Raw genomic sequence first — 13,055 nt, 5'->3', positions numbered from 1 at the left:
CCGACGTCAGCCCGCCGCCATTTTCCTGCCCACAGACTGGTTCTGGGCGTTTTCCGCCCGGGTGACCAGTTCCGGTATATCCAGGATCAGCCCCACATCGCCGCTCCCCAGCAGGGTGCATCCGCTGACCCATTTCAACGGCGTAAAGATGTCTCCCAGAGGCTTGATAACGGTTTGCAATTCACCCATTAAACGGTCCACCACCAACCCCGCGCGGCGGCCGGCGTATTGCACCACCACCACGCTTTGCCGATCGGAGGGGCGGCCGTCGATGCTGAACAGATCACGCAGTCGCAGAAACGGCAGCGCGAGCCCGCGCAGGCCCATGAAGTCGCCGCCGCCATCGCCGTTCAACTCGACGCATTCGTCCACCATTTCCAGGGGCACCACATATTTGCTGTCCCCCACTCCCACCAAAAAGCCGTTGATGATGGCCAGGGTCAGCGGCAGCCGCAGGCGAATGGTGGAGCCTTTGCCCAGCGCGCTCTCCACCTCCACGCTGCCGCGCAGTTCTTCCAGGGTTTTCTTCACTGCGTCCATACCCACGCCCCGGCCGGAGACATTGGTCACCTGCTCCGCGGTGGAGAATCCCGGTTCGAAAATGAGTTTGAAAATTTCGCTGTCGCTCATGCCTTCAGCGCTGCGGATGAGCTGCTTTTCAATCGCTTTGGCGACGATTTTTTCCGGATTCATGCCGCCGCCGTCATCGCTGACTTCAATGACGATGCTGCCGCGCTCATGAAAGGCGTTCAGGCGAATCACGCCAGTGGCCGCCTTGCCTCGATCCCGGCGCAGGGAATCTGATTCAATGCCGTGATCGATGGCGTTGCGCACCAGATGGGTCAGCGGCTCGCTGATACGCTCCACCAGGGTTTTATCGAGGTCGGTGTCGCCGCCGCTGACGACGAGCCGGATATCTTTGCCCAGATCGCGAGCAAGATCGCGCACCACCCGTTGGAAGCGGTTAAAGGTATCGCCGATCTGCACCATGCGCAGACTCAGCGCGCAGTCGCGCACGGCCTCGATAAAACGGGTGGAGTTGGCGACGGATTCATGCAGCACGGATTCCTGAATGCGTTCCGCCCGCACCCGCACTTCGGCGTTGGCGATCATCAGTTCGCCAATCAGATTGATGAGGTGATCGAGCTTCTGCGCATCGACTTTAAGGAAACTGTCCTGACGCTGTTTTTTGACTACGCCAGCCTGCTTTTCCAGCGCTGTATTGACGGTTTTTTCCTGCACGGCGTTGCGAGCGACCAGTATTTCACCCAGCTTGGGTCTTTCCGGCACGCTCTCCTGTTGTTTCAAGGCCTGCTCCAGCTCATTGCGGGTGACGGCGCCGCTATCCAGCAAAATCTCGCCGAGACGATGTTCTCCCTCCGGGGTCGCCTCAATGGCTTCGTCCCAAGAGTCAGGATCACCCACCGGAGTAATGCGCACCTCGCTGCTGGCGCTGACGAACTCAAACGCGTCTTCAATTTCTTCTTTGGCCTGTTCGGTGATCAGGTCCATTTCAAAGGCGAGATAACAGGACTCCGGGTCCATTTCCTCCGCCGCCGGCATATGCCCGCAGAAGGTGGTGACCCGAACCAGTTCACCGAGGGTGGAGATGTAATGCAGGATGCTGAGAGGGTCCATGCCGTCGCGCAGCAGATCGCGACCACAACGGAGAGAGATATGCCAGCCGCGCGCGCCTTGTGGCGTCTCGCCGACGTCGGCTTCCGGCGTGGCGACGGCGCTGGCGGAGCCGGGCAGATAGCGTTGCAGTTGCGCCTGTAGCGCAGCGCCTTTACGCAGCAGCTCGCCTTCCACCTCCCCAGCCAGGGAGCTTTCCACCAACCGTCCGATTTGATCACCGCAACTCAACAGCAGGCTGATCAGATCGCCGTCAATGTCCAGGCGCGCATCGCGAACAGCGTCCAGCACGCCTTCCACGTCGTGAGTAAAAGCAACGACATGGTCCAGCCCAAACAGCCCACCGGACCCCTTGATGGTGTGGGCGGCGCGAAACACCGCATCCACCAGTTCCTTTTTGGCGCCCTCCTCCTCCAGGGTCAGCAGCGACTGCTCCATTTCCGCCAGCAGTTCTTTGCTTTCCTGGGCGAAGGCCTTTAAGGCGCCGCTGAAATCCAGGCTCATTATCCGTCTTCCCTTTCCGTGACGCAGGCTGCGGGTTACGTCGCCGAGGCAGATTCATCGGCGAGCGCGAATCCTGTCAGCCCGGCAAGTCTTATTCGTCATACCGGCTGATTGTCGCCCTCCGGGCGTTCGAGAAGGGGTCCTTCCCGGACCGTCGTTAAGCGGCCCCATGTTTTTTTCTTCCTGCTGCTTCCTTCTGCTTCCTTCTGCTTTTATTTCTTCTGCTTTCTGCTTCTATTTCTGACTTTTCTATTTCCCGGTTTTCTATTTTTTCTTCTATACGCTCAATCGGAACAGACCGGTCTACTCCAACATGTCTGCGAGCCCGGTCAGCGTGAACACTTTGTCGACCGCCTCACTGGCGTTCACCAGCCGCGCGCGCCGATCCCGTTTGGCCAGGATCAACAGTTGCAGGCCCGCCCCGTCCAGTTCCGTCAGTTGGCTAAGATCGATGTCGATATCTTTATGCTCAAGCAGGGGCGCTTTGGCTTCCGCCGCACAGTAGATCGTCAGCTCACCGCTCAGGGTCAGCCGGTTCTGCTCGGGGTCGTGTTGGGAGTCTATGCTCATTGTGTCTCCCTCCCTGGACGGGTGACTGCGCGTCAGGGCAGTATCAGTTTCTGGACGGCTTTAAGCATGGCTTCCGGACGGAACGGTTTCACCATCCACGCCTTGGCGCCCGCCATCTGACCTTCCATACGTTTATCTTCGGTGCTTTCCGTCGTCAGCATGATGACCGGAGTGAATTTGTATTCAGGCAGGCTTTTAAGCTCCTTGACGAAGGAGATGCCGTCCATGACCGGCATGTTCACGTCGCAGACAATCAAGCTGGGCTTGGCGTCAGGCAGCTTTCCCAGCGCGTCCTGGCCGTTTTCCGCCTGTATTACGTTGTAGCCTGCGGACTTGAGCGTGATGTCCACCATTTGCCGCAGAGAGATGGAATCGTCAATGATCAGAATGGTCTTCGCCATAGCAATCGTCCATTAGCGCCGTGCGTTGTTGGTCTTCCAGTTGCGCCTGTGAATGCTTCGGCGTCATGGGTGGCGACGCCGAATCATCAACAAACTCTTAAGATACCGTCCTAAATAACTAATCAATAAAAGTAGATTAAGTGTAGTTCAAAATTTAGCCACAAAATCCAGCTATGCAAGTCCCGCCCGCCTTTCAGGGCGCCCTAGGCCGGCGCCTTAAGTCCATTGAACAGCATGGCCGTGGCGTTGGCGGCGGGCGCCGGCTTGCTGAATAAATATCCCTGCGCCTCATGGCAGCCGAGACTGCGTAAACGCGCCAGTTGATCCGCGGTTTCAATGCCTTCGGCGATAACCTTGAAGCCCATATGCTGAGCAATAGCCAATATGGCCTTGACGATGGCGAAGTCATCGCCGGAGTCGCAAATATTGCTGATGAACGAACGGTCAATCTTCAAACGGTTAAAGGGATATTTGCGCAGATACTCCAGATTGCTGTAGCCGGTGCCGAAATCGTCAATGGCGATATCGAAACCCTGGCGCCACAACTCCCGCAACTGTCCGCCGCCTTTCGGGTCCATCAGACTGGTTTCCGTCAGCTCCAGTTCGAAGTCATTGGGGGACAGATGATAGCGGGTGAAAAGATCGACGAAGTCCTGGGTGAACTCATCACGATGCAGTTGCACCGGCGAGATATTGATCGCCATACGCAGGCGCTTGCCGGCCCGTTTCCAGAGCGCTATCTGCTGGCACACCTGCTCCATCATCCACAGACTGATGTCGTAGATCTGCCCGTTTTCCTCCGCCAGCGGGATGAAGCGCGCCGGGCTGATATGGCCTTTCTCCGGGGTTTTCCAGCGCAACAACGCCTCAAACCCCACCAGGGACTCTTGCAGAATATCCACCTGGGGCTGGTAATAGACCTCGAACTGTTGTTCGCGCACCGCCTGAAACAGCGCCCGCGACATCCACCAGCGTTCGTGGTTCTCCACATCCATTTCCGGCGCAAAACGTTTCACCAGATTGCCGCCTTCTTTCCTGGCTTCCAGGGCTGCGATTTCCGCATGATTAAACAGTACGATCCACTCTACGCGGGGATGCGGCGGCGGCGCGTACCCGACAGAGAATTTGAGTAAAAATTCCTGCCCTTCCACCAGGATGGGCATACTTAATTTCTGCTGTAGTTGACGCAAATGCGCCGCGCCTTCCTCCTCATCCGCTTCAAGCACCACGCCAAATTTGCCGGAGCCAAGACAGCCCAGCAGCATGCCTGGCGGGAAAATGGACGACATGCGCTCCACCACAGTGCGACAGACCTGACGTTCGGACTGGTCGCGGTCATGACTGCTGAGCAGGCCGATCAGGGTCTGATCCATATCCACTTCGCAGACGCACACGCAAACGTTGGCGTTGTTTTTCCGCTTGATGAGAGAGTCGATCAACTCCATCAAAATATCTTTCTTCGGCAAGCCGGTGACAGAATCGTATTCCTCCAGCAGACGCAGATTCTGATGTTGAAAATCGTGCAGCTTCTTAAGCTTGAGCAGGTTGTTCACCCGCGCCAGCAGTTCACGCCGGTTGAACGGCTTGCTGACGTAATCCTCCGCTCCGCACTCCAGTCCCGACACGCAGGAATCGCGATCGGCCAGTGCTGTGAGAAGGATAATGGGGATGTGTTTCCAGTGTTCCTGGGCCTTGATTTCACGGGTCAGCTCAAAGCCGGTCTTACCCGGCATCATAACGTCCAGGATAATCAAATCCGGCTCGTAGCTGGCGACGGCGCCAATCACTTCATTGGCGTCATTGAGAGGAAAGGCGTCAAATCCCTGCGCCCGAAAGATATCCGTAAGCAGTTTGGTGTTGCGCTGCTCGTCATCAACAATAAGCAGCCTGCTACCGGTGAGTGGGTGCATGACTACAGGCTCCTGCCGTTGAAAGGATGAATGTTACAGAACAAGGATTATCAGCGAAGAAAGATCCCTCTATAGCCACGGGGGAAGAGTCTCGCATCCGGGCGTTGGCCCGACTAATCAGCTCCATGAGCATCTGTCTCTTAATACAGCTCTGAATTTGATTTTTGTCAAATTAGCGGTAGTTTTTATAGATAAGCGCTTCCGCAAAGCGATCAGGGATGGGAAACCGGCGGCGCGTCGCTTCCCTCCCCCGTAACGACGACTGCGACCGCGGCGAATTCCGCCTGGAGGGCGTGATGACAGAGCAATCGGACAATGCATCCATTCTGATCGTTGACGACAACCAGAATAACTGCGACCTGTTGAACCGACGCCTGGAGCGTAAGGGCTTTCGCTGTGCTATCGCACTCAGCGGCCGTGAGGCATTGCGGCAAGTGGAGGCGCAACCGCCCGATCTGATTCTGCTCGACGTCATGATGCCGGAAATGGACGGCATGGAAGTGTTGGCGATTCTCAGGAAAGACTTCAATTCCGTCGAACTGCCGGTGTTGATGGTCACCGCCAAAAACGCCCATGAAGACATCATCGGCGCGTTCGCACAAGGCGCTAACGACTACATTGAAAAGCCGGTTGATTTCCCCGTCATGCTGGCGCGCATTCGCCACCATCTCCAGCATAAACGCCTCGACGACGAGCTCAAGCGCAGCCAGCAGCAGTTGCGGGAGCAGAACAAGCAGTTGGGCATGTCCAATCAGTACAAGATCAACTTCCTGTCCTCCATGTCTCATGAGCTGCGCACTCCGCTCAACGCGATTCTGGGATACTCGGAAGTGCTGCTGGACGGCATGATGGGCGAAATGAATCCTAAGCAGACGGAATACTGCAAAGAGATCTACGACAGCGGCTCCTATCTGCTGATCATCATCAACGATTTACTGGACCTGTCCAAAATCGAAGCGGGGAAACTGCAGCTGGAAATCCAGCCCACCCACATCGAAATTCTGGTCAACAGCGTGATTGGCATTATCAAGGAAAAGGCCTCCCGCCATGGCATCCTGCTGCTGACTGACATACAGGAAGATATCGGTCCGGCGGAGCTTGATCCCCTGCGGGTCAAGCAGATTCTCATCAACCTGCTCAGCAACGCCATCAAGTTCACTGACTCGGGTAAGCAAGTGGGTCTCAAGGTCAGCCTGCATAACGACCAGGAATTGCTGATCCAGGTGTTCGATCAAGGCTGCGGCGTGTCCGAAGAAGACTTGCAGCGTATCTTCCTGCCCTTTGAACAGGCGGAATCCTCCATGAAAAAGAAAAACGTGGAAGGCACCGGTCTGGGCCTCGCCCTGGTGCATAAACTGGTGCTGCTGCATGGGGGCAGCATCGAGGTGAAAAGCGAACTCGGTCAGGGCAGCAGCTTTTTCATCCGCCTCCCCTATCGCGCCTCGGCGGGAGGATCTTGCGACATGATTTATTGACGCGCGCGGCGTCTACTCCTTTCGTTTTCATCCGCAATGAGCGCGTCCAGACGCGCCCGGCTAATTTTACCCCCCTTTTATTGACTTGGCCGCGTCACTCCCGTTAGGCTTCGCCTCTATTTTCGATGGATCAGCTTAAAATTCAGGATGTTACCTAATGGAAAATATGAACTATCGGCAGGCGCTGATAGATAAAATGGGAATCCCCGTCACGCAAAATCAGGTCAGCGCCGGGAAAATCAATACCGCCTACCTGTCCGCCGGGGCCGGCGCGCCGGTGATATGCCTGCATGGCGCCGGAGCTGGCGCGGTCACTTGGTATCCCTCTCTGGGGGCGCTATCTCAGCACTTTCATGTGATAGCGCCGGACATCGTCGGTTACGGCGAATCCGACAAGCCCGACGCCCCCTATGATCGCCCTTATTTTTCCGCCTGGCTGCAGGAGTTCATGGCGGCGCTGGCCATTCCCAAAGCCCATATCGTCGGTCTGTCCCAAGGCGGGGCCATCGCCCTGCAATTCGCTCTGGATTGCCCCGACAAAGTAGACAAACTGGTGTTGGTGGACGCTGCGGCATTAGGCGCGCGGCCTTCCTTGCGTCCCATGGTCGGCATGATCTGGTTGAACAGTTTTCCGTCCGCGCTGGCGAATCGCTTTTTCACGCCTTCGCTGCTGTTCGATACGGACAAACGGGACCCCAATCATGCTCATTATTCCATTGAAGTGCTCAAACGCCCCGGCGGTAAAAAACCCTTCACTCAAGGCCGTGGCGCGGCAGTAGCGGCTCTGCCGGAGGAAGCGCTGCAAGGCATTCACAATGAAACGCTGATTATCTGGGGAGAACAGGACCAACTGTTCGCTATCGAGCACGGCGAAGCCGCCGCCAGACTGATGCCAAACGCAAAACTGCATCGCATTCCTCACGCCGGCCACCTGCCGCTGATGGACCAGCCAGAGTTGTTTAATCAGGCTTTGTTGGATTTTCTGGCCTCAGTGTGATTCGACGTAACAGGGGGCCAACGCCCCTTATCTGCAGTTAAACAACGGTCCACAGTAATGCGTCGGTTTCCACTGGCCGCGGCATCTGCTAGCGTTGAGCTTAAACAACGCCGCCGCCACAAAAACGCAACGCCCTTAAGAGTCGCCACCGCATGTATAACCTTGATATCTATCGCCACGCTGTGATCGCCTGCACTGAAGACGCATTACGGAAAAACCTGCCAGAAAACACGCCGATTGGATCAATACATATTCTGCGCGGACAAGTCTGTTATTGGCCTGACCTGTGCCTCTGGGTTGACGCAAATGACCAGATTACCGAACTGCAAATAGACCCAGTCCGTGATGACTGCGCCCTGCCGCCCAACATGGATGAAGACGATCCGGTCAACGACTTTCTGGTCAAAACGTTTCCCGACATTCCTCCCCATCAGTTTGAGTTTTTCAGCGCCGGCGCACTGATGTGCAAACTGTGGAATACCAATCTGCATGTTATCGAGCATGCCGTTTATGACTTTGTGCAAACAGCAGGATATACAACCGCCGATGACTTTGTGGTTCTGTTTGAGGAGGCTGGCGATTTCTCACTGCGGAAAAAAACCATGCAGGACACTCACTTCTATGATGACGCGATCCAACGCGACATCACGGCGCTGTTCAATTCTGAGAATTCTCTCCGCGAGTTCGCCCACGCCTGTTATCGCAATGAAGCGGACCGGCACTGGTTGATGAATTTCAGGTTGATGAACGTCAGATAACCCAATCTCCCCGTTCACACCGGCAGTACCAGCGCTGCGCAAGGCTTGTTCATAGTTACGCCAGCTCGACAGGCTTGCGCCTGATCGCCTGATTTCCCGTCACTCAGACAGAACGAATGCAACTTCGGGTCTATACTTTATTGATTGCAGTCCGCAGTTGCTGCATTGGAAGTCATAGCAGTCCAATAATTTATCGCAGACCTATTTCAAAAACGTCTATTAACCCCTTCTTTTCGCCCGGGGCAGACAGGCTGTCACAGGGATGTCAGTAGCCCCACAACCGTCACAAGGAATAAAAAAAATGAAAATAGGCATACTCTCAAGAAACTCCAAACTCTACTCAACGTCCCGTCTGGTGGAGGCGGCCCGCGAGCGTGGGCATGAACCGCGCGTGGTGGATGTGTTGAAGTGCTACATGAACATCACCACCAATGCGCCCACTGTGCGCTACCGCAGCGGCGGCGTCTCTGAGGAATTGCAGTTCGATGCGGTGATCCCCCGCATCGGCGCCAGCGTAACCACATATGGCTGCGCGGTGCTGCGTCAGTTTGAGGTCAGCGGGGTGTATTCCATTAACGAATCCATCGCCATTACCCGGTCCCGCGATAAACTGCGCGCCCATCAGCTTCTGGCCCGCAAAGGCGTGGGACAGCCGGTGACCAGTTACGCGCATTCGGCGGACGCCACCAATGACCTGATCGAATCCGTGAACGGCGCGCCCTTGATCGTGAAAGTCATGGCCAGCACTCATGGCAATGGCGTGGTGCTGGCGGAAACGGATAAGGCCGCTGAGACCCTGATCAACGCCTTTCGCGGTTTGAAGGCGGATTTTCTGGTGCAGGAATTCATTAAAGAAGCCGGCGGCAGCGACATCCGTTGTTTTGTCATCGGCGATAAAGTGGTCGCCGCCATGCAGCGCACCGCGCAACCGGGAGAGTTTCGCTCCAATCTGCATCGCGGCGGCAGCGCCCAGGTGGTGAAGCTGCGTCCGGATGAGCGGCGTCTGGCTGTGCAGGCGGCCACGGTGATGGGGCTGGATCTGGCAGGGGTGGACATTATCCGCTCCAGTCACGGTCCACTGGTGCTGGAGGTCAATTCCTCCCCCGGCCTGAAAGGCATTGAAAGCGCCACCAATAAAGACATCGCCGGCGCCATCATCGACTACATTGTTAAGGACGTGCGGAACGGCCCGAACAAGCCCAAAGGGAAAGGATAAGACGCCCGTAGACGGCGTTGAGGTCAGTCTATTTCCTCGTTATCACTAAGAGAGCATCCATGGATCCGATACAAACTCAAGGTTGGCGGGAACTCTTACATCAGACTTACGAGCAGACAATACAGCAACTGATCGCCTTTACGCCCAATATTCTGGGCGCGCTGGCGCTGTTCTTCTTCGGCTTTTTCATTGCGTTGGCGCTGGCTCGCGCCGTGCGCACCGGGGTGACTCTGCTGGAGAAATTACTTGGCCGTTTGTTTGCGCGTTTCTCCACCAGCCCCTCCTCCCTCAAGCTGCGGCAGTCCTACACCAACGTGATCAGCAAAGCGGTTTTCTGGTTGGTGCTGCTGTTCTTTATCGCCGCCGGCGCCAACAGTCTGGGGTTGAACATTGTCTCCCAGTGGATGAGTCAGCTCCTGCTCTACCTGCCTCATTTCGCCGCAGGCATGCTGATCATGCTGGGGGGGTATCTGCTCAGCAAAGTGATCAATCTGGTGATGACTTCTGCGGCGGAGTCGGTAGGGATCAGGCAGTCGGCGCTGATCGGCCGCAGCGTGCAGTTCACGGTGATTTTTATCGCTGTGGTGATCGGCATCGAGCAGATCGGCATCAACATCCAGTTCTTCACCCAGTTCACTATCATTCTCTCCGCCGTCATCGCAGGAGGCTTCTCCTTAGCCTTCGCCCTCGGGGCGAAATATCTGGTGGCGAACATTATCGGCTCCCAGCAGGTGAACAAGCTGGTGCAACTGGGGGACGAAGTCAGCATCGCCGGCGTGGACGGCGTGGTCGTCGACATCACCAGCTCCGTCATCGTGCTGGAAACCCCGCAAGGCAGAACTGCGATTCCCGGCTCCTTTTTCATGGAGCACATCAGCCAGATAAGGGCTGGGGCCGCCAACCACGCCAAAGAGAAATAAACCGCCGCCGCGACCTGACACAGACGGAGTTTCGCCATGACCGATCAGACCTACCAGCTAGCGTTCAGCTTCCTGCGCCAGGAGCCCAGAGCGGCGGCGCGACTACTGGAGGATAGAGACGCAGGAGAAGTGGCGCAGTTCCTCGCCAATGCCCCCCTGCCCGTCGCCATCAGTGTGTTGAAAGAAATGCTTCCGCGTTTCTGCTCCACGGTGATTCACGCTGCGCCGGAAAGCAGCGCCACGCAGTGGACCGCCGAGATGGGCGCGCACCAGCTCTGCAATATTCTGCGTCACCTGCCGCCCAAACGTCGGGAAACCGTACTGAATCTGCTGCCGTTGGCGCGGCGCACGCTGTGTCAGCAGTTGCTTTCGTACAGCAACAGTATGCTGGGCGCCTGGACCGAAATTGACGTTCCGGTTTTCACCCGCGACATGACCGTGGAAGACGCCATGACCCGGCTGAAAAAGCGGGAATATCAGGAAGAGCGGATCGTTTTCGTACTCGATCAACAACGGTCGCCCCTGGGCGCCATCCCTGCGATCAAGCTGCTGCGCTCGCCCAAACAGGTGATTTTGGGGGCCCTGGTCAAGCCCGCTTTGATCAGCCTGAACAGTCGTCTATCTCTGAGCAACGCCGCCAGTCATCCTTTATGGACCTCCCAGGATTTCGCGCCGGTTGTGTTTCACCACAGTGAATTCATGGGCGTGATATGGCACAGCCGTTTACGCGAGCTGCTGTCTACTCATTCCGACTGGCTGGCGTCTCCGCAGAAGCCGTCGGGATCGGCGGCGCTGGATTTACTGCGCGCCCATGGCGAAAGCATGCAGGCGATGGTGGAGGCGGTGCGCGACTCCCTGGTATGACCGGCTCACAGACAAGGCGCATAGCCCCTGAACTTCTGGCAAGGAATCTCTATGGATAACACAACGTCCTACATCAAAGACACGGCGCAACAGCTGACAGACGCTTATCTGCTGCGTTTTCCCGCCAAGGCCGCACGTGAAATCGCCAAGATGCCGAATCAGGAGGCGGTCTCGCTCCTGAGCCAGCAACCCGCGTCCGTCGTCGCCAATCTGTTTCCCTATATGCCTCCCGGTCTGGGCGAACAGTTGATCGCCAACTGGGAGCCGGCAGCCGCGATGGAGCTGCTGCTGAAGCTGGATATTCAGCTTACCGCCGCGCTGTTGTCCCGTCTGGAGGACGAGCAAAGAGAGGCGATTCTCGCCCACATCGCCGCGACGGAAAAAGCGACGGAAAAGGAATTGACCGAACTGCTCTCTTATCCGCTCAACACGGCGGGCCGCATGATGGACGCTCGGGTGCAGATGTTTCACGCAGATCTAACCGTAGAAGAAGTGCTACAGCAGATTAAGTACCGACGCCCCAAACACATGGACGCCTTTTTCCTGATCAACTATGAGCGCAACGTCATCGGGATTTTTGAGTTGAGCGATCTGATTCTCGCCAACGCCAAGGATAAAGCCTCGAAAATCGTGCGTCCCATCACCGCGTCGTTCAGCACCCTGGACCCGGTCGACGACGTCATCGAAAAGTTCGAAGGGATGCGCGCCAACAGCCTTCCGGTGCTGGACGTGCATGACCAGGTGGTTGGCCTGATTCGCAGCGCGGATATTTATCAGCGCACCAAGGAAGACCTCGCCTCCGATATCGCATCGATGGTGGGCGCGAGCAAGGATGAAAAAGCGCTTTCCAGCAGTTGGTTCGCCGTACGCAAACGCATGCCCTGGCTGCAGATCAATCTGGTAACGGCGTTTGTGGCGGCTGGCGTGGTCGGAGCCTTCGAAGGCATTATTTCCAAGTACACCGCCCTGGCGATTTTGCTGCCCGTGGCGGCGGGCCAAAGCGGCAACGCCGGCGCTCAGGCCCTGGCGGTGACCATGCGCGGCCTGATTCTCAAGGAAATCACGATTCGTAATATGGGACAGGTGTTTCGCAAAGAGAGCTTCGCCGGTTTTCTCAACGGCGTCATTATCGCCGTGACCTGCGCTATCGGCGTCTGGATCTGGAGCCGCTCTATTGGCCTCGCGCTGATCATCGCCCTCGCCATGGTGTTATCGCTGACCATCGCCTGCGGCGCCGGCGCCCTGGTGCCTATGGCGCTCAAGAAACTCGGCCTGGACCCGGCGCAATCCTCTTCCATCGTCCTGACGACGGTGACCGACATCGCCGGTTTTATGTCATTTCTGGGGATTGCGACCTTGCTGTCGGGACTCTTGCCCGAGGGATAGAGGCTTGCTGATGTAGACAGGCCAGACCAGTCACTGACGACAATTAATGCCTGACGGTGGTTTCCCGCCACTCGGAAACCGCCTGGCTCACTGCGGCCAAATGAGCATTGGTGATGTCTCGGGGCAAAAACTCGTTCTGACAGGCGTTGATGCGCGTCGCCAATTGATCAATGAACGCCTTGCCTTCAGCTTGATACGCCTCGCTCTCTTCCTCATTGAGTTCGATAAGAATGGAAAAATCCACAAACGAGCGAGAACATCTAGCGTCGAGATAGAACTTCGTGTCCTGCTCGAAAAGAAACCACGAGCCCGGTTCATGCAGCATTACGTACACAGTTTGCTCCTGTCTTTAATCATTGTTTGAGTGTTATGGAGAAGCGCCAGGAACAATCTTCCATCGGCGGGCGGTGATTCATACG

At 56.6% G+C, this 13,055-nt stretch carries 12 protein-coding genes; 7 read left to right on the top strand and 5 right to left on the bottom strand.

Annotation, left to right across the window (positions count from 1 at the left end; translation table 11 throughout):
* Positions 1 to 6: 6 nt before the first annotated feature.
* From ONV78_RS22145 to ONV78_RS22130, 4 genes are all read right to left on the bottom strand, one after another.
* Positions 7 to 2,139 carry a chemotaxis protein CheA gene (locus ONV78_RS22145; protein WP_279506460.1) on the bottom strand — a complete coding sequence of 711 codons (2,133 nt, stop codon included), beginning with the start codon at positions 2,137 to 2,139 and terminating at the stop codon, positions 7 to 9.
* A 303-nt stretch (positions 2,140 to 2,442) separates the two neighbouring features.
* Entirely contained in the window at positions 2,443 to 2,709 is a 267-nt protein-coding gene (locus ONV78_RS22140) for an STAS domain-containing protein (protein WP_216736171.1), read from the bottom strand.
* Positions 2,710 to 2,741: 32 nt separating this feature from the next.
* The gene (locus ONV78_RS22135) at positions 2,742 to 3,110 is read right to left on the bottom strand and encodes a response regulator (RefSeq protein WP_127970285.1); all 369 of its coding nucleotides are present in this window, start codon (positions 3,108 to 3,110) and stop codon (positions 2,742 to 2,744) included.
* 203 nt (positions 3,111 to 3,313) lie between these two features.
* The gene (locus ONV78_RS22130) at positions 3,314 to 5,020 is read right to left on the bottom strand and encodes an EAL domain-containing protein (RefSeq protein ID WP_279506457.1); all 1,707 of its coding nucleotides are present in this window, start codon (positions 5,018 to 5,020) and stop codon (positions 3,314 to 3,316) included.
* A gap of 296 nt (positions 5,021 to 5,316) precedes the next feature.
* On the opposite strand from ONV78_RS22130, the gene ONV78_RS22125 reads away from it, so the two are divergent.
* The 7 genes from ONV78_RS22125 (at position 5,317) to ONV78_RS22095 (ending at position 12,636) form a co-directional block, all read left to right on the top strand.
* Positions 5,317 to 6,495, top strand: a complete 1,179-nt coding sequence (locus ONV78_RS22125; RefSeq protein WP_279506456.1) for a response regulator — start codon at positions 5,317 to 5,319, stop codon at positions 6,493 to 6,495.
* 157 nt (positions 6,496 to 6,652) lie between these two features.
* On the top strand, positions 6,653 to 7,492 hold the full coding sequence (locus ONV78_RS22120) for an alpha/beta hydrolase (protein ID WP_279506455.1): 840 nt from the start codon (positions 6,653 to 6,655) through the stop codon (positions 7,490 to 7,492).
* Positions 7,493 to 7,644: 152 nt separating this feature from the next.
* Positions 7,645 to 8,250, top strand: coding sequence for a hypothetical protein (locus ONV78_RS22115; RefSeq protein WP_279506453.1), 606 nt, complete (start codon positions 7,645 to 7,647; stop codon positions 8,248 to 8,250).
* Between the two features lie 301 nt (positions 8,251 to 8,551).
* On the top strand, positions 8,552 to 9,466 hold the full coding sequence (rimK, locus tag ONV78_RS22110) for a 30S ribosomal protein S6--L-glutamate ligase (protein WP_216736167.1): 915 nt from the start codon (positions 8,552 to 8,554) through the stop codon (positions 9,464 to 9,466).
* 59 nt (positions 9,467 to 9,525) lie between these two features.
* On the top strand, positions 9,526 to 10,386 hold the full coding sequence (locus ONV78_RS22105; protein ID WP_216736166.1) for a mechanosensitive ion channel domain-containing protein: 861 nt from the start codon (positions 9,526 to 9,528) through the stop codon (positions 10,384 to 10,386).
* A 36-nt stretch (positions 10,387 to 10,422) separates the two neighbouring features.
* Positions 10,423 to 11,250 carry a hypothetical protein gene (locus ONV78_RS22100; protein WP_279506452.1) on the top strand — a complete coding sequence of 276 codons (828 nt, stop codon included), beginning with the start codon at positions 10,423 to 10,425 and terminating at the stop codon, positions 11,248 to 11,250.
* 51 nt (positions 11,251 to 11,301) lie between these two features.
* Positions 11,302 to 12,636, top strand: a complete 1,335-nt coding sequence (locus ONV78_RS22095) for a magnesium transporter (RefSeq protein ID WP_279506451.1) — start codon at positions 11,302 to 11,304, stop codon at positions 12,634 to 12,636.
* A 43-nt stretch (positions 12,637 to 12,679) separates the two neighbouring features.
* On the opposite strand, the gene ONV78_RS22090 is transcribed toward ONV78_RS22095, so the two are convergent.
* Complete coding sequence (locus tag ONV78_RS22090; RefSeq protein WP_216736163.1) at positions 12,680 to 12,970, bottom strand: hypothetical protein; 291 nt, start codon at positions 12,968 to 12,970, stop codon at positions 12,680 to 12,682.
* Positions 12,971 to 13,055: the final 85 nt, after the last annotated feature.

The sequence above is a fragment of the Hahella sp. CR1 genome, from assembly GCF_029813005.1.
Lineage (GTDB): Bacteria > Pseudomonadota > Gammaproteobacteria > Pseudomonadales > Oleiphilaceae > Hahella.
This window is presented reverse-complemented; position numbering and strand designations above follow the sequence as displayed.